A 19,765-nucleotide genomic window follows, 5' to 3' on the forward strand; every position below is an offset into this window, starting at 1 on the left:
TAGATGATTATTATGTTTGATATTAACCTCTTTGCCCTATTTGGCCAGTTATTGGTTGGGTTGATCAACGGCTCATTCTACGCCTTGCTTAGCCTTGGACTGGCCATTATCTTCGGTCTACTGAAGATCATTAACTTCGCGCAAGGTGCACTCTATATGCTGGGTGCATTTATCGCTTTTCTTGCCCTTAAATATATGGGCATCAATTACTGGGTGGCTTTGATCCTTGTACCGATCTGCATTGGCGCGATCGGCATATTGATGGAGCGCTTCCTTATCCGCCCTATCGCTAACGAAGATCACCTCTACAGCCTCCTGCTAACGTTCGGCTTAGCCTTGATTATTCAAGGTGCTTTTACCCATATGTTTGGCTCTTCAGGCATGTCATACGCCATTCCTGAAGAACTAAAAGGCGGTAACCGCCTGCCATTTATGTATCTGCCTAATTATCGGGCTTGGATCATTATCGCTTCCATCATTGTTTGCGCTGGCACTTGGTGGATGATCGAAAAGACGAAATTAGGTGCTTACCTGAGAGCGGGCACAGAGAACCCACAACTGATGCAAGCCTTTGGGATCAACGTGCCATTGATCGTTACTTTGACCTTTGGTTTCGGCGTTGCTCTAGCAGGCTTTGCCGGCGTTATGGCCGCTCCAGTCTATTCAGTATCACCTGATATGGGCTCAAACATCTTAATCGTGGTGTTTGCCATCGTAGTTATTGGCGGTATGGGCTCTATCGGCGGCGCTATTCTCACGGGCCTTGGTATGGGGATCGTGGAAGGCTTAACCAAATATTTTTATCCCGAAGCCTCTACCACCATTATCTTCTTGGTGATGGTTATTGTGCTGCTACTCAAGCCAGCCGGTTTATTCGGTAAAGAAGCTTAGGAGATAGGTATGAATAATCAAAAACTAAACATTGCACTGCTGGCTCTAGCGTTGATCGCACCAGCAGCTCTTTACCCTGTTTTTCTAGCTAAAGTACTGTGCTTTGCACTATTTGCCTGCGCATTTAACTTATTGCTTGGATTTGTAGGCTTACTTTCCTTTGGTCATGCGGCGTTCTTAGGAACAGGTGGATACATCACTGGTTACCTCATGATCAATAGCGGTATTACACCTGAACTCGCCATTCTTGCGGGTACCGTTGCCGGTGGTTTATTAGGTGCAATTTTTGGCAAGCTTGCGGTTAAACGCGAAGGTATCTACTTCGCTATGGTGACCTTGGCTTTAGCACAGTTAGTGTTTTTCCTCTACCTACAAGCACCATTCACCAATGGTGAAGATGGTATGCAAGGTGTGCCTCGTGGCGAGCTGTTTGGGCTTCTAGACCTAAGCGATAACTACACCATGTATTACTTTGTGCTGGCCATCTTTGTATTCGGTTACTGGATGATCAACCGCACCATTCATTCACCATTTGGCCAAGTATTAAAAGCAATTCGTGATAACGAAGCCCGCGCGACTTCATTGGGTTACGACGTTAATCGTTACAAATGGATTGCGTTCATCATCTCATCTGCTTTGGCAGCACTTGCTGGCTCGACCAAAACGCTGGTTTTCCAATTGGCATCCCTAACCGATGTTCATTGGCACATGTCAGGCGAAGTCATCCTTATGACACTTGTTGGCGGCGTGGGCACGATCTTTGGACCAGTGTTGGGTGCAGGCTTTATCGTCAGCATGCAGAACTACCTCTCTGGTGGCGAGATGGGTAACTACATTCACATCATTATGGGCGCTGTTTTTGTGGTTTGCGTTTTGAGCTTCCGCAGCGGAATAGTCGGCCAATTGATCAAATTTAAACGTAATAACTTTAGCTAAGCGCGAAACTGAGCGTTAGCGATAAATAGCAAGGAGAGAGACAGTGATCACTTCAGCTTTCGAAACCGATCTGGATAAAAATCTGGCCAATTATTCTGCACTAACACCTATTACGTTTATCGAACGTGCAGCTAGTGTCTATCCCGAACGTACAGCCACTGTTCACGGTGAAATTCGCCGCAGCTGGGCCGAAACCTATAATCGTTGCAAGAAACTAGCCAGCGCTTTGAAACAAAAAGGCGTCAATCCAGGCGATGCCGTTTCAATTTTAGCGCCAAACCTAGCTGAACACTTTGAAGCGCATTTCGCCGTACCTATGTGTGGTGCAGTTCTTAATTCAATCAATATCCGTCTAGATTCAGAAGCCGTTGCATTTATTTTGCAGCATGCTGAGAGCAAGGTTCTTATTACTGACCGTGAGTTCAGTTCTGTCGTTAAAGGTGCTCTTGAGCTGATGGACCAGAAACCTTTCATCATTGATATCGATGATCCTTATTGGACCGAAGGCGAATTCATCGGCGATATCAAATACGATGATTTCCTCAAGCTAGGAGACGAAAACTTCACTCCACATCATGTGAATGATGAATGGAACGCCATCACGCTCAACTACACATCAGGCACTACTGGTAACCCAAAAGGTGTTGTATACCACCATCGCGGTGCTTACCTAAACGCTATCAGTAACTCCATTTCATGGGGTATGGGCCAGCACCCGGTATATCTATGGACCCTACCCATGTTCCACTGCAATGGTTGGTGTTTCCCATGGACGATCGCTGCTATGGCTGGTGTGAATGTCTGCCTTCGCCATGTCCGTGCAGATCATATATTTAATGCCATTAAAGAAGAAAAAGTTGGTTTCTTCTGTGGCGCACCTATCGTTCTGAACATGCTTAACTCCGCTGATGATGAACTTAAAGCCGGTATCGAGCATCAAGTAAATGTAATGACCGCAGGCGCTGCGCCACCAGCAGCAGTTATTGCAGGTATGGAAGCGCTTGGCTTTAGCGTAACCCACGTTTACGGCTTAACAGAAACCTACGGTCCTTCTGTGGTTTGTGCTTGGCACGATGAGTGGAATGACAAAACGGCTGATGAAAAAGCACGCTTAAAATCTCGTCAAGGTGTTAGAGCACCGATGCTTGATGGTCTTATGGTTGCAGATCCAACAACAATGGAACCCGTGCCTCAGGATGGCGAAACTATGGGTGAGATCTTCATGCAGGGTAATCTTGTGATGAAAGGCTATCTAAAGAACCCACAAACCACTGATAAAGCTTTTGAAGGCGGCTGGTTCCACTCGGGTGATCTAGCGGTATGGCATGCGGATGGCTATATCGAGATCAAAGATCGCTCCAAAGACATCATCATCTCTGGGGGTGAAAACATCTCATCCATTGAAGTCGAAGATGTTCTATACCGTCACCCATTTATTCAAGAAGCTGCGGTAGTTGCTAAGAACAACGAGAAATGGGGTGAAACACCTTGTGCTTTCGTTGCTCTAAAAGAGGGTTCTGAACGCGATATCACAGAAAAAGAGCTGATCGATTTCTGTCGTGAACACATGGCTCACTTTAAAGCACCGAAGGATATTGTTTTCGGTCCTCTGCCTAAAACATCGACCGGTAAGATCCAGAAGTTCCTACTTCGAGATCGTGCCAACGGTACCGAACCTCAAAAATCATAAGACTTATAACACCAGAGTGAAAACCTAGGAGCACTGCTCCTAGGTCGGAGAGGTAAACAGATGAAAATTTTAGTTACCGTAAAACGCGTGATTGATTACAACGTAAAAGTGCGCGTTAAAGCAGATAATACCGATGTAGATCTAGCCAACGTCAAGATGGCGCTCAACCCTTTTTGCGAGATTGCTGTAGAAGAAGCTGTTCGTCTAAAAGAAGCTGGTAAAGCAGACGAGATCGTCATCGTATCGATCGGACCAAAAGCCTGCCAGGAACAGATTAGAACAGCCCTAGCTTTAGGTGCAGATCGTGGTATTCAAATTGAAACAGGTGAGCTTCCTGAATCACTGAATGTAGCGAAACTATTAAGCAAAGTGATCGATGAGGAGCAACCTGATCTGGTCATTATGGGCAAACAAGCGATTGATAGCGATAACAACCAGACGGGGCAGATGTTAGCGGCGCTAACCGATATGCCACAAGGTACATTTGCTTCAGAAGTTAAGGTCGAAGATGGCAAAGCTCAAGTTACTCGCGAAGTGGACGGCGGTCTACAAACAGTCGAGCTCAAACTACCAGCAATCGTGACCACTGATCTTCGACTCAACGAACCTCGCTACGCTTCTTTGCCAAACATTATGAAAGCTAAGCGTAAGCCTTTAGCGGTCAAATCCCCTGCGGACTTAGGTGTAGAGCTAAAAAACCACACCAAGTTGTTGAAAGTCACGCCACCAGCAGAGCGTGCAGCGGGTATCCGAGTAAACAGCGTTGATGAATTGATCGAGAAACTTCAGAACGAAGCAAAAGTAATTTAAGGGGGTGATATATGACTATTCTCGTTATTGCAGAACATGACAACCGTACACTAAAACCAGTCACTCTCAACACGATTACAGCAGCGACACAAATCGGTGGTGATATTCATCTATTGGTTGCGGGCAGTAACTGTAAAGCTGTAGCCGTTTCAGCCTCAGAGATCGCTGGTGTTAGTAAAGTCTTGCTTGCTGATGAGCTAGCTTATGAATACCAGCTTGCGGAAAACATGGCTAAGCTAATTACCGAGTTAGGTAAGGACTACGATCATATCCTCGCACCAGCCACGACCTCAGGGAAAAACTACCTTCCACGCGTTGCAGCGCTATTGGATGTGGTTCAAATCTCAGATATCACCGCAGTTGAATCAGCTACAACGTTCCAGCGCCCTATCTACGCAGGTAACGCGGTCGCAACCGTAGAATCATTAGATCCGATTAAAGTCATCACCGTACGAACAACCGCTTTCGACGCTGCTGAAACAGGTAATTCGGCAGAGATCTGTGAGATATCGATTGCTCATGATGCCCAACTATCAAACTTTGTTAGTGAAGAGGTCGCTGAGTCTGATCGCCCTGAACTGACTGCTGCCAACATCATTATTTCCGGTGGTCGCGGCATGGGTAACGGTGAGAATTTCGGTCTGCTAGAACAAGTAGCAGATAAACTAGGCGCTGCCGTAGGTGCATCCCGCGCAGCGGTTGACGCCGGCTTTGTTCCAAACGATATGCAAGTAGGCCAGACCGGTAAGATCGTCGCGCCAGAGCTTTATATCGCTGTAGGTATTTCAGGTGCTATTCAACATCTTGCTGGAATGAAAGATTCCAAAACTATTGTTGCTATCAACAAAGATGAAGAGGCACCTATTTTTTCCGTCGCAGATTATGGCTTAGTTGCTGACCTGTTCGACGTGATGCCAGAGCTACAAAATAAACTGTAGCTCCTTTGATGCGGGCTGGGTACTTGTCGCCTTTTTACCCAGCTCGCCTTTTTAAAGTAACAAACACGATACAATTTAAAGAGCCGCTTGGATGTTTTTATATAGCCGCTCTAATCAAGAGATGAGAGATTTATGAGCACTTATACTCCACCACTACAAGATGCCAGCTTTCTACTAAACCATCTGATCGATCTAGATCAGCTATGCAGTGAACAAAACCTAGACGAAGTTAACTCTGAGCTAGCCAATGTTATCGTTGAGGAAGCAGGCAAATTAGCCTCTGATGTTTTAGCCCCTTTAAACTGGGTAGGCGACCAAAACGGCGCTACAGTTGCAGATGGTGCAGTACAAGAAACCGCAGGCTTCTCCGATGCCTATCAGCAGTTTGTCGAAAATGGTTGGGCTACGCTAACGGGTCCTGAAGAGTTTGGTGGCCAGGCGCTACCCAATGTCATAGGTACAGCCGTAAATGAGCTGTGGCATTCGGCCAATATGGGCTTTGCACTCTGCCCTATGCTAAGCCAAGGCGCTGTAGAAGCTCTGATTGCGCATGGTAGCGACGAATTAAAATCACAATACTTACCACAACTGATTAGTGGTGAATGGACCGGTACCATGAACCTGACTGAACCAAACGCAGGTTCGGACCTAGCAGCGGTAGCATCCAAAGCCATCCCTGAAGGCGATCACTACAAGATTACGGGCCAGAAGATCTTTATCACTTGGGGTGATCACCAGATGACATCAAACATTGTGCATCTAGTGCTTGCTCGCCTGCCAGATGCACCTGCCGGTGTTAAAGGCATCTCCCTGTTTATCGTGCCTAAATATCTTTTAGATGAGCAAGGCCAACCGGGTGAATTAAACGACGTAAGCTGCGTATCCCTAGAGCACAAACTGGGTATCCATGGCAGCCCAACCTGTGTCATGAGCTTTGGTGATAACGAAGGCGCAATCGGTTACCTCGTAGGTGAAGCAAACAAAGGCCTGAGCTACATGTTCACAATGATGAACCATGCTCGCCAATCGGTAGGCCTACAAGGTCTGTCTATCTCCGAGCGCGCTTACCAACAAGCACTGCAATACAGCCAAGAACGCTTCCAAGGCAGCAATCCTGATGGCAGCAAAATTGCGATCATCAATCACCCAGATGTACGTCGTATGTTGATGGCGATGAAAGCAGGTAATGAAGCAATGCGTGCTCTTGCCTATACCGCTGCTGCGGATATTGACCGCGCACATCATGGCGATCAAACAAGCAAATCACGGGTAGAGTTTTACACGCCAATTGTTAAAGGCTGGATGACTGAACTCGCACAAGAGCTGACATCACTGAATATCCAAGTTCACGGCGGCATGGGTTTCATCGAAGAAACTGGTGCGGCACAACATTACCGTGACGCCCGTATTTTACCGATTTACGAAGGTACTACAGGTATCCAAGCCCTTGACCTTATCGGTCGCAAAACACTGTTTGATAAAGGCGTTGCGCTATCGCAACTGCAAGCCGATGTTCAAGCCACAACTGAACTGCTACTTCACTCAGATTCAGAAGCCCTACAAGAGCTTGGTAAAAAACTAACAACTGCACTTCGAGATGCGACCTCGGCCGGTCAATTTATCCTAGAAAATGCGGGCAGCGATAAACAATTAATGGGCAATATCAGTGTCGATAATCTCATGATGATGGGCTACCTAACTGGTGGCTGGCTACTAGCGCAAGGCGCCATCAAAGCTGAAGAGCTAAAAGGCGCGGATAACGACTACGGCGATGGCTTCCTTAACGCTAAAGTTTCTACCGCATTGTTCTTTGCTGACCATTACCTACCAAGAGTAAGCCAACATGCAGCAACCCTACAGACTGGCTTAAATCATACTTTTGCTTTGGATATTGAACAGCTTTAGACCTTCGTTTTTACGCTCTTCACGATGGTGGTGTTACCACTCCGGAGCTGTTGGGCTCCTTTAGGCTTAAAGGCCTCTTTGCCCTCCTTTTAGGAGGGCTTTTTTGTACTTATAGCGAGGGGAATAATGCAGATACTTTGTCTTTAATCTCGGAGAACCTGACCTTTTCGCAACTACCAAAACCAACTAGTTGTCTGATTTTATTTCGGCTAAAGGCAGGAAGGGATACACCGGCTAAAAACCGGCTGTAGCTGCCAGCACCGATTTGTGATTCCGACTGACCTAAACGCTCTTTCAACTCTGTTAACTGCAGTATCAGTTCAGAATCGTTTGGCAATACGGGCTCCGAGGAATAACTTAGTTTAGCAATTTCACCACGACAGGCCGAGCAATGACCACACGTTTCTGGTGCAAGTTGATCATCAAAATAACGTGCTAAATTTGCAGTTAAACACCGATCCAATTCAAAAAAGCGAATTAACTGAGCAATACGCTGAACTTCTTTCTCCTCTTTTTCGCTAAAATAATCAGCAAGGGATTGAGCCAATTGAGGTTCAGCAAGTTTATTGGCATTAACTGCAAAGACTTCGGTAATCTTCTTAGTCTCAAGCGCGATCAACTGCTGCTCTTGCAGGTATTCCATCGCAGAAATAACCCGCTGCCGATCACAACCATAATGCTGATAAAGGCTTTCAAAATCTAAATTCCCCCACACTTTTTTAAACTGGGTATGTTGGAAAATAGCTTCTATAAACTGACGCCGCTCATCTTTAAATCGCTCTAATATCGCTTGCTGATCGACCAAAAATTTATACTTAAAATCAGCAAAATAGGAGTATTTAGGCTGAATAACACCTCGAAGCTCTAACTGTACCAAAAGAGTTTTTAGCGGAAGCTGGCGAATATTAGAAGCGCTGGATAATGGAGATACCTGCATTTCCCATATCTGATCACTCTCCTCATCCCGAATATTGTTGATCACATATTCGATGCCCGGTAGCTCTGGCGTATCACCGTATATGAAGTTCTCTACCGTAGTTATACCATCCAGATTGGCCAAGGTAATACAGTGAGATAGCTGACCATCCCTACCGGCCCTACCGATTTCCTGGCTGTAGTTTTCAATAGATTTCGGCAGATCATAATGGATTACAAAGCGAACATCAGACTTATCAACCCCCATTCCAAAAGCGATAGTCGCAACCACAACACCAATTCTTCCCGCCATAAAATCAGTTTGAATGTGATGTCGAAGCTCATTGTCCAAACCTGCATGATAAGCAACTGCCGCGATTCCTTGCCGCTGTAGGTGATTGGCAACCTCCTCTGCTGTTTGTTGTAAAGTGACATACACAATACCTGCACCGTTTTGCGTAGCAACAACGTGAGCTAGCTTGGCCTTTTTATCCCCTTCATTAACCGGCAATACAGATAAATCCAAATTCGAGCGATAAAAACCTGTTTGAACTATATGCTCCGTAGCAATATTAAAGCGCTGCGCCATATCTCTTTTAACTTTTCGGGTAGCAGTCGCCGTCAGTAATAATACGGTCGGAATGTTTAATTGCTGACAATACTGAGGGAGTTTCAAATAATCCGGGCGAAAATTATGCCCCCACTCAGAGATACAATGCGCCTCATCCACCACCAACATTGAGATTGGCACAGAGCTAATAAACTCTCGAAAACGCTCATTCTTAAACCGCTCAACAGAGACCATCAAAATCTTAATATTGCCCTGACGAATATCCTTCATAACCTGACGGTTTTCATCAGGCGTCAACGTCGAATCTATACTTGCCGCAGCAATCCCTTTTTCTTTTAAAAAAGCTAACTGATCTTTCATCAGCGCTAATAACGGCGAGACAACCAAGGTCAAATTAGGTAGATGAATCGCTGTAAATTGATAGCAAAGCGATTTGCCTGCACCCGTTGGAAATACTGAGAGTGTCGATTGACCATCAAGTAACTGACGAATTGTTTGCTCTTGCCCATCCCGAAATTGATCGAACGAAAAGTGTTGTTGTAGCGATTGTTGCAGATCCATAGAAAATTCCTTAGCGCTAAATCCATTTAGCGATGCTGGTGAAGTTATTTGGAACTATACGTGAGGCAATAGCTATCACGCAAAATGAAAAGCACTTGCTCATCAGGACTAGTGCTTTATGGCACGTTTAGTGCTGTACATTAAACAAACAACATAAACGAAAGGAAACTTTAACCATTTAGACATAATCAAGTGCAAAAATGCTGCACAAGCACAATAAATGTACAATGGAGCTGATCATGGAAATTAATAAGTACTCTTCGGTCATTAGATCTATTGTTATCGATGATAACTTCACCGCTTGGGCTTCCGCTAAGGATAAACCTCTGTTTTGCGCTCAACTAGCAGACCTTGAGGGTGAACACCCTATTATCAAAGAAATCGTCTCTGGGGCTATCAATCAGATATTTTCAAGAAAGGCAGAAGTTAGAGGGCATGATGTTATTTAATTAGCCCTTGTCCGCTTTAACCGACTAGCAAACGTTGTAAGTTTGCCCAGATCTCGATTAAGAACCATATTTTTGTGGATTACTTAGCAGCACACCCTAAATGCGGGTTTCCTGTTTGGCTCTGAAACGGTAGAATTTTCTTCTTTTTTCTCAGTGTATGGAATATCGCAATGGGTCGAGCCTATCAAAACCGTAAAGAGTCGATGGCAAAAACATCCGATGCTAAGGCTAAGGTTTACAGTAAATTTAGCCGTGAAATCTATGTTTGTGCGAAAGCAGGCGGCATCGAAATCGAAGGAAACCTTGCATTAGCAGGCTTAATCGAACGTGCTAAAAAGGCTCAGGTGCCTGCTCACGTAATCGACAAAGCGCTAGATAAAGCTAAAGGCGGCGGCGGTGAAGATTTCTCTGAAGCTCGTTATGAAGGTTTCGGCCCTGGCGGCTGCATGGTTATCGTTGAGTGTCTAACCGATAACCCTAACCGTACCTTTGGTGATGTTCGTAACTGCTTTAACAAAACCAAATGTAAAATTGGTTCTCAAGGCAGCGTAAGCCACATGTTCGACCACAGTGCGATCTTCGTATTCAACGGCGATGACGAAGATGCTGTGCTAGAAGCGCTAATGATGGAAGACGTAGATGTAACAGATATCGAAGCCGAAGACGGCAAGATTACTGTTTTCGCACCTCACACTGATTACTTTAAAGCGAAGAAAGCGCTTCAAGAAAACATTGAAGGTCTGGACTTAGACGTTGATGAGATCCAATTCGTACCTCACAACGGCTCGCCTGTATCAGCAGACGACCTTCCAATGTTCGAGAAATTTATCGATATGTTGAATGATCTCGACGACGTTCAGAACATTTATCACAACGCTGAGATCTAATCTCTCGCTAATTCTAAAAAGCCTGCTTATTCAGCAGGCTTTTTTATTGCCTGAATTAGTTTAACCCGATAAAAAAAGCGCCGTTTACTCACGTAAACAGCGCCTAAAATAAGACCTTTCGTAAATAACAGAACCCAAACTTTCCTATGACATATCGAAAGGCCTTCCCGTCTTACAGGATGTATTTATTGACTGTGCTGCGTATAGAAAAGTTCCATTAGTAAAATAGATTTTTTTCTACAGACTTCTAATACAAATGCAATATGGGAAAATAGTATCGCCAAACAAAGGACCCGTTTATCGACCAATAAATAAACAAGCCCTTGTTCGAAGGGTTACTTCATATTGTTCATTTCTTTAAATTTAGCCATCAAAGCAACAGGCTGCTTTTTCTTGTTGTTTTTGTTTAGAACAAATACAACTGTCTGACCTTGAGGACCCGCAGCGATCTGAGTGAAACGGTATGGTGCTTCACCTACAGTACGTACGTCTTCCATATCTTCAAGAGTACTGAAAACATATAGACGGCCATCTTCGCCACGCATTTCGCCGTAGAAGCTTTCTGCACCAGCCATTTCGCCATTAAACATATCGATACTAGCGATACCAGACATTTTCTTTTTGTCTGCGCCAGTTAGACCGAATACCAATGTTTCGCCTTTAGGGCCACCACCAATAAATACTTTACGGTAAGAAGTTTCGCCAACTGTTAGGAAAGACTGATAAGTTGTGAAATCGTCAAACACATAGTGACGACCTTCGTGAGAAACTTCGTATAGGTCATCATTGTTTAGTTGTGCAACTTCTTTAGTTTCTTCCTGCTTCGCCTGATTTGTGTGGCAACCAGTTAGAGCAATCATTGCGCCTGCAACAACAGCGCCTGCGATCAGTTTTTTCATGGGGTGAGCCTCAATAAGTTCTTATAAAAAATATCAGGCGAAACTTTACCGAGACTCTATGACAGAACGATGTCAGTTTGATTCATCCAACCAACTGAATGTAATAAATGTGGTCAGCAATACCAACGCAGCAATTGCATGAGGAAATGGGAAGAGGACGCAAAGACTAAGTACGCAGATCCAGAGTAGTTTAATTTTATTTCGCTTAGCGCGGTGCTTAGCAGTGAATAAACGCCGATAGAAGTGATCTTTATCAGGGGTTTGATCACGCATCCATTCTGGCGCAAGCAGCATAAGAAAAAAATTGAATAAGTGATTAACCACAACCGTCACCTGCCCATATAAAAAAGACCTGTAACACAGGCCTTTAAAGCATAGATAAGCTCTTAGTAATCTGCCACTCGATACAATACGGAATCATGATAACCCGTTGTAACTGGAATTACTCCCGAGAGCTTCGCGTTTAACTCTGGGTCACCGCTGTCTACTATTAGCGGACGGCCTTCCAGTTCACGCAGTTTTGTTTTGGTCGCAATCACATTGATATTTTCTTTGCCAATTCGCTTAAGCAATGCGGGGCTCAGCTGCTGATTGCCACGCCCAACAATATGCCCTTGACCACCGATCAATGTAATCACTAGTTCGCAAGGCTCACCTTCGGTTAACTCCAGTAGTTGTTGTGCTGTGCAGTCTGAAGCAACGATCTCGTTATCTTTAATCAGATCGACCCCTAACAAGGTATTTGGCAAACCTAACTGTTCCATCACCGCAGCTACCGTAGAACCAGAACCCATTACATAGTAAGAATCGGGATCCATCTTTTCGATCACATCTGCTGCGATATCATCCAACACCAGCTCTTCGGATTCTTTACCGCCATTTTTTACGTGCTGTAAAAAACGGTGCTCTTGAGGCACAACTAGCTCGCCATAATATTTAGCGCGAACACGCCCTTCTCTGAACGCCTCTTCATCAATATCACGGACTTCCTGATCACCTAGGGTAACTAATTCACCTTTCACCAGCATGGCAACAATTTCACCCGCTGCTTTAGGCGTCACCGCGTATACACCAGAGTGTATTTTGACACCTGCCGGCACACCCAGAACCGGTACTTCACCGGCAATCGATTCGCAGATATTACGAGCGGTACCGTCACCTCCGGCAAATAGGATGATATCAACCCCTGCAGCAACCAGATCTTTGGCAGCTCTTAAGGTATCTTCTGCATGAGTATTGCCTGATTCGATCTGGCCAACGACTTGCGGTTCAAACCCAGCTTTAACGGCAACCTCTTCACCCATTTCAGCAGGATAAGTGATAACTTGGATATCTAAACCTTGAAGTACTTCCAAAGCCTGGAGGGTACGTAAGCCCGCTTTAGGTTCAGCACCTAATTCCAGAGCTTTCTTCGCGGTCTCCTCACCGTCACTTCCCTTAAGCGCGACACTGCCGCCAACTCCTGCTAAAGGGTTAATAATAAGACCGAGTTTAAACACCTATGATCTCCAAATTACCGGTTTCAATTAAAAATTGCTGGTATACAAAAGCAGCTAGAATGAGGTGGGTGTCATCATCCATCTCTTCAAATTCAACACCGTGGCTCACCACTTTGGTCAAACCATCTTCTGCCGCTTGCACACTTCTTATCACAACAGGGGTGAGCACGACCTGATCGGCACCTGCCACTTGAAAGCGCGTCGTAATAAATAACTTGTCACCTTTTTTACCTAGGGTAACGGGCGCATCTATACAGGCACCTTTGATACTAATATCAGTACAGTAAGCATTGATAGGCCAATCTAATCTTAGCCCTTTACCCAACTCAAATTCATCAATCGACACCATCAAATTAACAGGCACGCGCGTGTGACTGCGTATGCGCCTAACTTCAGTATCAGTTGGATATTCAAGGTGCCAATAAGCAAACGGGCTGGTCTGTATTTTGAGTACCTTAGCACTGAAGGCACAGATAAAGTTACCACTCATCAAACGGACGGTAACTCGCGAACCCACGTTAATGGAATTCGAGGTACGTGGTGCTGAAACCATCATACTACCGTTTTCTCGATAGCCTAATAGCTGGACCGAATAACGCCCACGGGGAGTACGCGTTTCTATCTGAACCTTTTCACCCACTTTAGGGTTCAGTTCAGCAAGAGTTCTAACGGATTTTAACTGTGCTAACGCTTCGGTCATTCAAGGTTCTTATAACTGCATTAATAAAGACTATAGCTTAAGGGATTTAGGGTTAGTCTGCGAGCTGAAAACCCAATGCCGATAGCTCTTTTGGATTCGTTGCATTAGCCACTTTTAGAGATGCAAATTCACGACGTACCCTATACTGCTTACGAAGTTGATCAAACGCTAGTTTTTGATCTGCCTCCGGTAATTCTAACGTTCCTCTCAAGAGTTGATCATCCACCTGTGGATCGTAAATCAACGTCATCAATTCTAACGCTGTTAAACTCCCCTGCTCCTTAAATGACAATTCCGCCTCTGGAAGAAAATCGGTTAGAGGCTCTTCACACCTAACCTGCAAATGCTTACATAGTGCTTGATAGAGCATGTAAGTGCCTCGAATTTTGCCATCTAAGCTATAGCCTGCTATATGCGGTGATACGAATTCACAACGTGCAGCTAACTCTGCATTGACCGCGGGTTCATGCTCCCAAACATCTAAGGCAAAAAGCAGATCAGAACGCTGCTGGCCAACTTTAAGCAAAGCAGTGTTATCAATCACAGGGCCACGTCCCGCATTAATAACAATCGCATTTTTACGCAGTGTCTGGAGTTGCTCAGTCGATAGCAGATGTTTTGTCGGGTGATCACCATCTAAGGTAAGTGGGGTATGCAAACAAAGGACATCAGCTTGCTCAAGCAAAGTGTCTAGATCAGAAAAACCAGCTTCTGATTCAGCCCGAGGTGGGTCATTTAGTAAAACCTTGAAGCCTAACTTTTCAAAACGTTTTTGTAATCTCCCACCAACGTTGCCTACGCCAATAATGCCATAGGTTCTTTCCTTAGGATCAAACTGATATTTCGCCGCCAATTGATAGATCACACTTAATACATATTCCACAACAGCATCGGCATTACAGCCGGGCGCATTGGCAAACGCGATATCGTTGTCTTCCAGATAAGCCTTATCGATGTGATCGGTACCTATAGTCGCGGTTCCGACAAATTGCACCTGACTACCCTGTAACAGCGCTTTATTAACTTGAGTGATAGAACGAACTAAAAGTACATCAGCATCTGAAAGTTGCTCTGCGGATAAGCCTCGACCAGCACAGAGTCTAACTTCTCCAAAACGAGAAAAAATAGCCTCAGCCATAGGCATATTCTCATCAGCCAAGATTTTTAGTTTCCGGTTCAACAATTTATCTATCTCCAGTCTTTACAAACCGCGCGATATCAGGCTCAATGCGCGGTTTTCATTGGCTATCAGCGGGCAAAACCTGCTGTCATTCTACGGATTACATCAGTTTGATCATACGCTGGCAAAAACAACAGGAATACTACATCGTTCGGATGTACCAAGACCTGGTCGGTGATTGGATTGTAACCCAAAGTTGGGGTAATTCGACTGACGATAAAAACGAGTGTAATCAAACAGTTGCCAAATCATATCAAGATGCTCGTTTTATTGTGAGAGAAATTCGTAAGCAATTAAAAACTGAGGGTTTTAGGCTTATCGCTCGCAAGGAAACTCAGTTGGGATTTGAATTTGACCCTATTCATATAGATACACCAAAAAAACATGCTCTACTGTTTTCAGAAAAATTATTCTGAGCGCATTCCCTTCTATATTCCCCTACCACCGTTAAAAATCTCTACTAAAGTACAGCATTTACCCTATTTTTGTGATGATATATTCCTGTATATAAGCTTGTAATACAGGCAGTTAGGGTACTATCAAGAAATATCTATAAACACTTGTAGCCTTAACTATCACCTCCCCTAAATAACAACAAAATAGGGAAATTGCATGAACAGGTCCATTTCTAGCTTTTACTTTAAAAGTTTTTTTGCGGCAGTTTTTATTATTGTTATTGCTGGCGCAGCATCATTCTATTTAGGAGTCGACAGCACTGCGCTGATCATTCTGATCGTCACCGCTCTTTTAGCATCAAGTCTTTCAATCCTAGTGTTACACAACTCAGTTTTAGGCAAACTGAGCAAAGAAGCCTCTCTAGTTAATGCTAATAAAACTGACGAATTAGAATTACTCCCGACTTTATTTGGCGACCTGTTCAGTAATCGCCAAGGCAATGAAGATGTCAGCGCTAAGCTATCCTCTAGCGCAAACGCAAACGCCGTAGCAGCAGCTGAGGTTTCCTACTCAGCAGATACCCTAAAAACTAAGCTCGATAATCAAGTTCAAGAAGTCTCTCAAATTGCACAGAACTCTGAAGAGATGACTGTGACTGTCCAACATTCTGCACAACAAGCGGAAATTGCCGCAGATATGGCAATTCAAGCGAAAACCACGGGGGCAGAAGGTCAACAAGCGCTGACAGAAGCGATGGGCAACATTCGCGAGCTTAACTCTCAAGCAGCTGAGACATTAACACTCATCGAGCAGCTGAATGAGAAATCTCTGAAAATCCAAGATGTGACCAAGGTTATTGAAGAGATTGCTGAGCAAACCAACTTGCTTGCACTTAACGCAGCAATCGAAGCTGCTCGAGCTGGTGATCATGGACGCGGATTTGCCGTTGTTGCTGACGAGGTAAGACAACTCGCTTCCAGAACGGCCAGCGCTACCGGTGAAGTAGAAACAATTGTTGACGAGATCCGCGCTGAAACTCAGCAAGTTGTTGCGCGCATTAAGACCCTATCCGGTGATGTCGAAAGCGGCACTGAAGCAATGGAACTTATCAGCAATCAACTAGGGGGGATTTCAGAGCAATCTTCCGCTGTAGAAGAACAGATCTCAGTTATCGCCGAAGGCGCTCGTGCCAATCGCCAGAACCTAGAAGTCATCTTTAACTCTCTGCAAACGGTTCGCCACGAACTGGAAGAAAGTGATGTAGAGGTTAGCCAACTTGCGACTCAAGCATCAGCGTTGATGGAGGCTGCTGAAAGATCCAATGCGATCTTAGCCGCATCCTCAGACCAAAACTTCCATCAACAGTTCTATCAGATTGCACGTGATACTGCTGATCAAGTAGCCGAATCATTCCAACAAGCACTATCTTCCGGGCAAATGCATGAAGGTAGTTTATTTGATCGCAACTACGTACCCGTAAATGGTACTAATCCGCAAAAATATACAACGCAGTTTGATAAATATTGCGATCAAATTTTACCAGGCATTCAAGAGCCAGCGCTTTCTCGTCATAACAAAATGGTCTACGCCATTGTGACTGACCCGAACGGCTATGTCCCAACTCACAATAATCAGTTTGCTAACCCTCCTACGGGTGACTTTGAAACCGATCTTGTAAAAAGCCGAAGTAAACGCCTGTTTAATGACCGAACGGGCGCACGTTGTGGTTGCCATACCGAAACCATGCTTCTACAAACTTATAAGCGTGATACCGGTGAAATAATGCACGACCTATCGGTACCTATCTATATCAATGGTCGCCACTGGGGTGGTTTACGCATAGGTTATTGGCCAGAAAATCACTAGTTAAACTTTCTAAAAAAGCCGCTTTCATAGCGGCTTTTTTTTACACCTGAAACAATTTATTACTTAAGATTAAGTGCATATAATCTAATCATATAACCCGCATGGCGTTTGTCCATGCTGATATCCCTTTAAAACCAATAATATAGATTGCGGGAAGAAGATGAAGAAATTTGAATTTTCCGAGATGCCAAATAAAGAGGGTTTCTTCGGTCAATTTGGTGGGCAAGAGATCCCACCAGAACTTAAAAAAATCATGGATGAGATCAACGACGCCTACGAAGAGATCCGCCAACAACCGGAATTCCAACAAGAGCTAGACACGCTATTTGCTGACTATGTTGGCCGTCCAAGTCCGATCTATCATGCAAAACGTCTAAGTGACAAATTAGGTGGCGCACAGATCTACCTAAAACGTGAAGACCTGAACCACACAGGTGCACATAAGATCAACCACTGCCTAGGTGAAGCCCTTCTTGCAAAATATATGGGCAAAACTAAAGTGATCGCCGAAACAGGTGCTGGCCAACACGGCGTTGCTTTAGCAACGGCCTGCGCACTCGTAGGCATCCCTTGTGAAATTCACATGGGCCAAGTAGATATTGAGAAAGAGCACCCTAACGTCACCAAAATGAAAATTCTTGGTTGTAAGTTAGTACCCGTCACTCAGGGTACCGCGACATTGAAGGATGCGGTGGATAGCGCATTTGAAGAGTACCTAAAAGATCCCGTTAACTATATCTATGCAATCGGCTCAGTGGTCGGTCCTCACCCTTTCCCGAAAATGGTCCGCGATTTCCAAAGTGTTATTGGTAACGAAGCACGCGAACAGTTCGAAGCGAAAAAGGGCCAGCTACCAAATTACATCACCGCTTGTGTAGGTGGTGGTTCAAACGCAATGGGGTTATTTACCGCATTTTTGAATGATGAAGCGGTCAATATTGTTGGGGTTGAACCTGCAGGGAAAGGCTTAGACACCTCAGAGCATTCAGCAACGTTGACTCTTGGTAAACCAAGCTCTCTTCACGGCATGAAATGTTATGTCCTTGAAGATGACAATGGCGAACCTTTACCTGTTCACTCAATTGCCTCAGGCCTTGATTACCCTGGTGTAGGCCCTCAGCACAGCTACCTTAAAGAGCTCGGACGCGTTGAATACGAAACCGCTTCTGATCAAGAGTGCCTAGATGCCTTTATGACCCTATCTCAGGTTGAAGGCATTATACCTGCACTGGAAAGCTCTCATGCTGTTGCATGGGCAATGCGTAAAGCACCTGAACTATCAAAAGACCAAACCATCCTTGTAAACCTATCAGGCCGTGGCGATAAGGACGCCGATTACGTCGCAGACAAACTGGGGCTGTAACCATATGTTCGATGGTGCAACAGATTTCTGTTGCACCCGCCCCACTTACAAGCCCTCATGCAACTTGAAGTTGTTCTTCCTTAACTAAATTTTTCCATTCTAAACGATCACTAAAATGCAGCAGTTTTAACTCACCAGAATAATCTTCTATAAGCGCCGAGCAGTTCTCAATCCAATCACCGGTATTTGCGTAAACCACATCGGTTGCGTCGTCATATTCTGGGTAATGAATATGACCGCAAATCACTCCATCAAAACCACGTCTTTTAGCTTCAGCCTTACACTCGGTTTTATAACGGTGGATAGCATGCTTAGCTCCGCGAATATTATCTTTGACCTGCCCTGCTAAAGAGTAAAACGGACGGCCACTGATTTTCCGTAATCGATTGGACCAGCGATTTAGGAAAAGTAGGAAATCGTAGGCTAAATCACCTGCCCACTTTGTCAGCCAAGTGTGCTTCATATACGCATCCATGGCATCGCCATGCATGATTAAAAATCGCTTATCCTTAACGGTCTTAAATTCATGTTCATGAATGATCTCTATAGGCCCGAAACATTGACCGTCAAAGTGACGCAAAGGGTCATCATGATTACCAGGCACGTAAATAACATGCGTACCCTGGTCAGCGAGCTCATAAAGTTTTAAAAGTATTCGATAATGTTCTTCAGGCCAGAACAGTCGGCGCTTCAATGACCATAGATCGACAATATCCCCAACCAAATACAAGGTTTCACATTTGATTGAAGATAAGAATTGATACAGATAATCAGCCTTACAGTCTTTGAAACCGAGATGAACATCGGAGATAAAAATAGTACGAGCATTGATAAGTGCAGACACGGTCATAAATTCTCTCTTTATGAGTTATGACCAGTCTGAAAAACTATCGTGACAACTTTCTAACGAAAAGATGAAAAATTGGTGACGCTGAACCGAAAAAGAATCGCCAAAGTTTTCTTAATGTTATTTCTAAGAACCGGGGTAACAAAGAAAGGATACTTAATCGGCTGAGAAGCTATATTCCCGCTCGATCTTAACCACTTGCACTGTATAAGCGCTATACCAATGTTTCTGCCCCTGTTGTTGCGCTAAGTGATGTTCGGGATCTTTTTTCCAAGCTAATATATCGGCTTCGTTTTCCCAGTAGGAGATTGCAATCTCTTGTTCCCCTTCTGTTACTGCAATAAAGTCTAGACAACCATACTTTTCAAAAGCCAACTGACGCATTCGCGCGACAGTTTCTAAATATTGTTCGTCCTGTTTTCCTGTATTTGCTCGAAAGATAACTGCGTACACAACTGAACC

General features: G+C 44.6%; 19 protein-coding genes. 11 read left to right on the top strand and 8 right to left on the bottom strand.

What is annotated here, in order from left to right:
* Positions 1-3 precede the first annotated feature (3 nt).
* From ACMXYP_RS10540 to ACMXYP_RS10565, 6 genes are all read left to right on the top strand, one after another.
* Entirely contained in the window at positions 4-891 is an 888-nt protein-coding gene (locus ACMXYP_RS10540) for a branched-chain amino acid ABC transporter permease (RefSeq protein WP_415881602.1), read from the top strand.
* A 9-nt stretch (positions 892-900) separates the two neighbouring features.
* On the top strand, positions 901-1,827 hold the full coding sequence (locus ACMXYP_RS10545; protein ID WP_415881603.1) for a branched-chain amino acid ABC transporter permease: 927 nt from the start codon (positions 901-903) through the stop codon (positions 1,825-1,827).
* Between the two features lie 43 nt (positions 1,828-1,870).
* Positions 1,871-3,517 carry an acyl-CoA synthetase gene (locus tag ACMXYP_RS10550; RefSeq protein WP_415881604.1) on the top strand — a complete coding sequence of 549 codons (1,647 nt, stop codon included), beginning with the start codon at positions 1,871-1,873 and terminating at the stop codon, positions 3,515-3,517.
* 60 nt (positions 3,518-3,577) lie between these two features.
* Entirely contained in the window at positions 3,578-4,327 is a 750-nt protein-coding gene (locus ACMXYP_RS10555) for an electron transfer flavoprotein subunit beta/FixA family protein (protein WP_415881605.1), read from the top strand.
* A gap of 11 nt (positions 4,328-4,338) precedes the next feature.
* Positions 4,339-5,265: an electron transfer flavoprotein subunit alpha/FixB family protein gene (locus tag ACMXYP_RS10560; RefSeq protein ID WP_415881606.1), complete on the top strand. Its 927-nt coding sequence runs from the start codon at positions 4,339-4,341 to the stop codon at positions 5,263-5,265.
* 132 nt (positions 5,266-5,397) lie between these two features.
* On the top strand, positions 5,398-7,170 hold the full coding sequence (locus tag ACMXYP_RS10565) for an acyl-CoA dehydrogenase (protein WP_415881607.1): 1,773 nt from the start codon (positions 5,398-5,400) through the stop codon (positions 7,168-7,170).
* 109 nt (positions 7,171-7,279) lie between these two features.
* Here the strand turns inward: ACMXYP_RS10565 and ACMXYP_RS10570 are convergent, their stop codons facing one another.
* Positions 7,280-9,217: an ATP-dependent DNA helicase RecQ gene (locus tag ACMXYP_RS10570; protein ID WP_415881608.1), complete on the bottom strand. Its 1,938-nt coding sequence runs from the start codon at positions 9,215-9,217 to the stop codon at positions 7,280-7,282.
* Positions 9,218-9,456: 239 nt separating this feature from the next.
* Here ACMXYP_RS10570 and ACMXYP_RS10575 point away from each other — a divergent pair, with 239 nt between their 5' ends.
* Together ACMXYP_RS10575 and ACMXYP_RS10580 are read left to right on the top strand one after the other, a co-directional pair.
* On the top strand, positions 9,457-9,666 hold the full coding sequence (locus ACMXYP_RS10575; RefSeq protein WP_415881609.1) for a hypothetical protein: 210 nt from the start codon (positions 9,457-9,459) through the stop codon (positions 9,664-9,666).
* 170 nt (positions 9,667-9,836) lie between these two features.
* The gene (locus tag ACMXYP_RS10580) at positions 9,837-10,553 is read left to right on the top strand and encodes a YebC/PmpR family DNA-binding transcriptional regulator (protein ID WP_415881610.1); all 717 of its coding nucleotides are present in this window, start codon (positions 9,837-9,839) and stop codon (positions 10,551-10,553) included.
* A 335-nt stretch (positions 10,554-10,888) separates the two neighbouring features.
* Here ACMXYP_RS10580 and ACMXYP_RS10585 read toward each other — a convergent pair whose 3' ends face one another.
* From ACMXYP_RS10585 to pdxB, 5 genes are all read right to left on the bottom strand, one after another.
* Complete coding sequence (locus tag ACMXYP_RS10585; protein ID WP_415881611.1) at positions 10,889-11,452, bottom strand: hypothetical protein; 564 nt, start codon at positions 11,450-11,452, stop codon at positions 10,889-10,891.
* A 72-nt stretch (positions 11,453-11,524) separates the two neighbouring features.
* Positions 11,525-11,776: a hypothetical protein gene (locus tag ACMXYP_RS10590; protein WP_415881612.1), complete on the bottom strand. Its 252-nt coding sequence runs from the start codon at positions 11,774-11,776 to the stop codon at positions 11,525-11,527.
* Between the two features lie 62 nt (positions 11,777-11,838).
* Positions 11,839-12,951, bottom strand: coding sequence for an ATP-NAD kinase family protein (locus ACMXYP_RS10595; RefSeq protein ID WP_415881613.1), 1,113 nt, complete (start codon positions 12,949-12,951; stop codon positions 11,839-11,841).
* Positions 12,944-13,651, bottom strand: a complete 708-nt coding sequence (locus ACMXYP_RS10600) for a flagellar brake protein (protein WP_415881614.1) — start codon at positions 13,649-13,651, stop codon at positions 12,944-12,946. Before ACMXYP_RS10600 ends, ACMXYP_RS10595 begins: the two co-directional genes overlap by 8 nt.
* A 52-nt stretch (positions 13,652-13,703) precedes the next feature.
* A complete protein-coding gene (pdxB, locus tag ACMXYP_RS10605; RefSeq protein ID WP_415881615.1) occupies positions 13,704-14,834 on the bottom strand; it encodes a 4-phosphoerythronate dehydrogenase PdxB in 1,131 nt (376 codons plus the stop codon).
* A gap of 107 nt (positions 14,835-14,941) precedes the next feature.
* Here pdxB and ACMXYP_RS10610 point away from each other — a divergent pair, with 107 nt between their 5' ends.
* The 3 genes from ACMXYP_RS10610 (at position 14,942) to trpB (ending at position 18,456) form a co-directional block, all read left to right on the top strand.
* Positions 14,942-15,247, top strand: a complete 306-nt coding sequence (locus tag ACMXYP_RS10610; protein ID WP_415881616.1) for a hypothetical protein — start codon at positions 14,942-14,944, stop codon at positions 15,245-15,247.
* A 196-nt stretch (positions 15,248-15,443) separates the two neighbouring features.
* Positions 15,444-17,093 carry a methyl-accepting chemotaxis protein gene (locus tag ACMXYP_RS10615; RefSeq protein ID WP_415881617.1) on the top strand — a complete coding sequence of 550 codons (1,650 nt, stop codon included), beginning with the start codon at positions 15,444-15,446 and terminating at the stop codon, positions 17,091-17,093.
* A 160-nt stretch (positions 17,094-17,253) separates the two neighbouring features.
* Positions 17,254-18,456 (top strand): tryptophan synthase subunit beta, encoded by a 1,203-nt coding sequence (gene trpB, locus ACMXYP_RS10620; RefSeq protein ID WP_415881618.1) that lies wholly within the window; start codon positions 17,254-17,256, stop codon positions 18,454-18,456.
* A 55-nt stretch (positions 18,457-18,511) separates the two neighbouring features.
* Here the strand turns inward: trpB and ACMXYP_RS10625 are convergent, their stop codons facing one another.
* Together ACMXYP_RS10625 and ACMXYP_RS10630 are read right to left on the bottom strand one after the other, a co-directional pair.
* Entirely contained in the window at positions 18,512-19,306 is a 795-nt protein-coding gene (locus ACMXYP_RS10625) for a UDP-2,3-diacylglucosamine diphosphatase (protein WP_415881619.1), read from the bottom strand.
* Positions 19,307-19,459: 153 nt separating this feature from the next.
* Positions 19,460-19,756: an antibiotic biosynthesis monooxygenase family protein gene (locus tag ACMXYP_RS10630; protein WP_415881620.1), complete on the bottom strand. Its 297-nt coding sequence runs from the start codon at positions 19,754-19,756 to the stop codon at positions 19,460-19,462.
* Positions 19,757-19,765 lie beyond the last annotated feature (9 nt).

Source organism: Neptuniibacter sp. QD34_54 (genome assembly GCF_047778055.1).
Taxonomy (GTDB): Bacteria; Pseudomonadota; Gammaproteobacteria; order Pseudomonadales; family Balneatricaceae; genus Neptuniibacter.

What these genes read in the sequence shown, in the direction of transcription:
- ACMXYP_RS10615 (WP_415881617.1), top strand. Translation starts at nt 15,444, where the DNA reads ATGAACAGGTCCATTTCTAGCTTTTACTTTAAAAGTTTTTTTGCGGCA.
- ACMXYP_RS10565 (WP_415881607.1), top strand. Translation starts at nt 5,398, where the DNA reads ATGAGCACTTATACTCCACCACTACAAGATGCCAGCTTTCTACTAAAC.
- trpB (WP_415881618.1), top strand. Translation starts at nt 17,254, where the DNA reads ATGAAGAAATTTGAATTTTCCGAGATGCCAAATAAAGAGGGTTTCTTC.
- ACMXYP_RS10570 (WP_415881608.1), bottom strand. Translation starts at nt 9,217, where the DNA reads ATGGATCTGCAACAATCGCTACAACAACACTTTTCGTTCGATCAATTT.
- ACMXYP_RS10575 (WP_415881609.1), top strand. Translation starts at nt 9,457, where the DNA reads ATGGAAATTAATAAGTACTCTTCGGTCATTAGATCTATTGTTATCGAT.
- ACMXYP_RS10585 (WP_415881611.1), bottom strand. Translation starts at nt 11,452, where the DNA reads ATGAAAAAACTGATCGCAGGCGCTGTTGTTGCAGGCGCAATGATTGCT.
- ACMXYP_RS10560 (WP_415881606.1), top strand. Translation starts at nt 4,339, where the DNA reads ATGACTATTCTCGTTATTGCAGAACATGACAACCGTACACTAAAACCA.
- ACMXYP_RS10580 (WP_415881610.1), top strand. Translation starts at nt 9,837, where the DNA reads ATGGGTCGAGCCTATCAAAACCGTAAAGAGTCGATGGCAAAAACATCC.
- ACMXYP_RS10540 (WP_415881602.1), top strand. Translation starts at nt 4, where the DNA reads ATGATTATTATGTTTGATATTAACCTCTTTGCCCTATTTGGCCAGTTA.
- ACMXYP_RS10600 (WP_415881614.1), bottom strand. Translation starts at nt 13,651, where the DNA reads ATGACCGAAGCGTTAGCACAGTTAAAATCCGTTAGAACTCTTGCTGAA.
- ACMXYP_RS10545 (WP_415881603.1), top strand. Translation starts at nt 901, where the DNA reads ATGAATAATCAAAAACTAAACATTGCACTGCTGGCTCTAGCGTTGATC.
- ACMXYP_RS10555 (WP_415881605.1), top strand. Translation starts at nt 3,578, where the DNA reads ATGAAAATTTTAGTTACCGTAAAACGCGTGATTGATTACAACGTAAAA.
- ACMXYP_RS10625 (WP_415881619.1), bottom strand. Translation starts at nt 19,306, where the DNA reads ATGACCGTGTCTGCACTTATCAATGCTCGTACTATTTTTATCTCCGAT.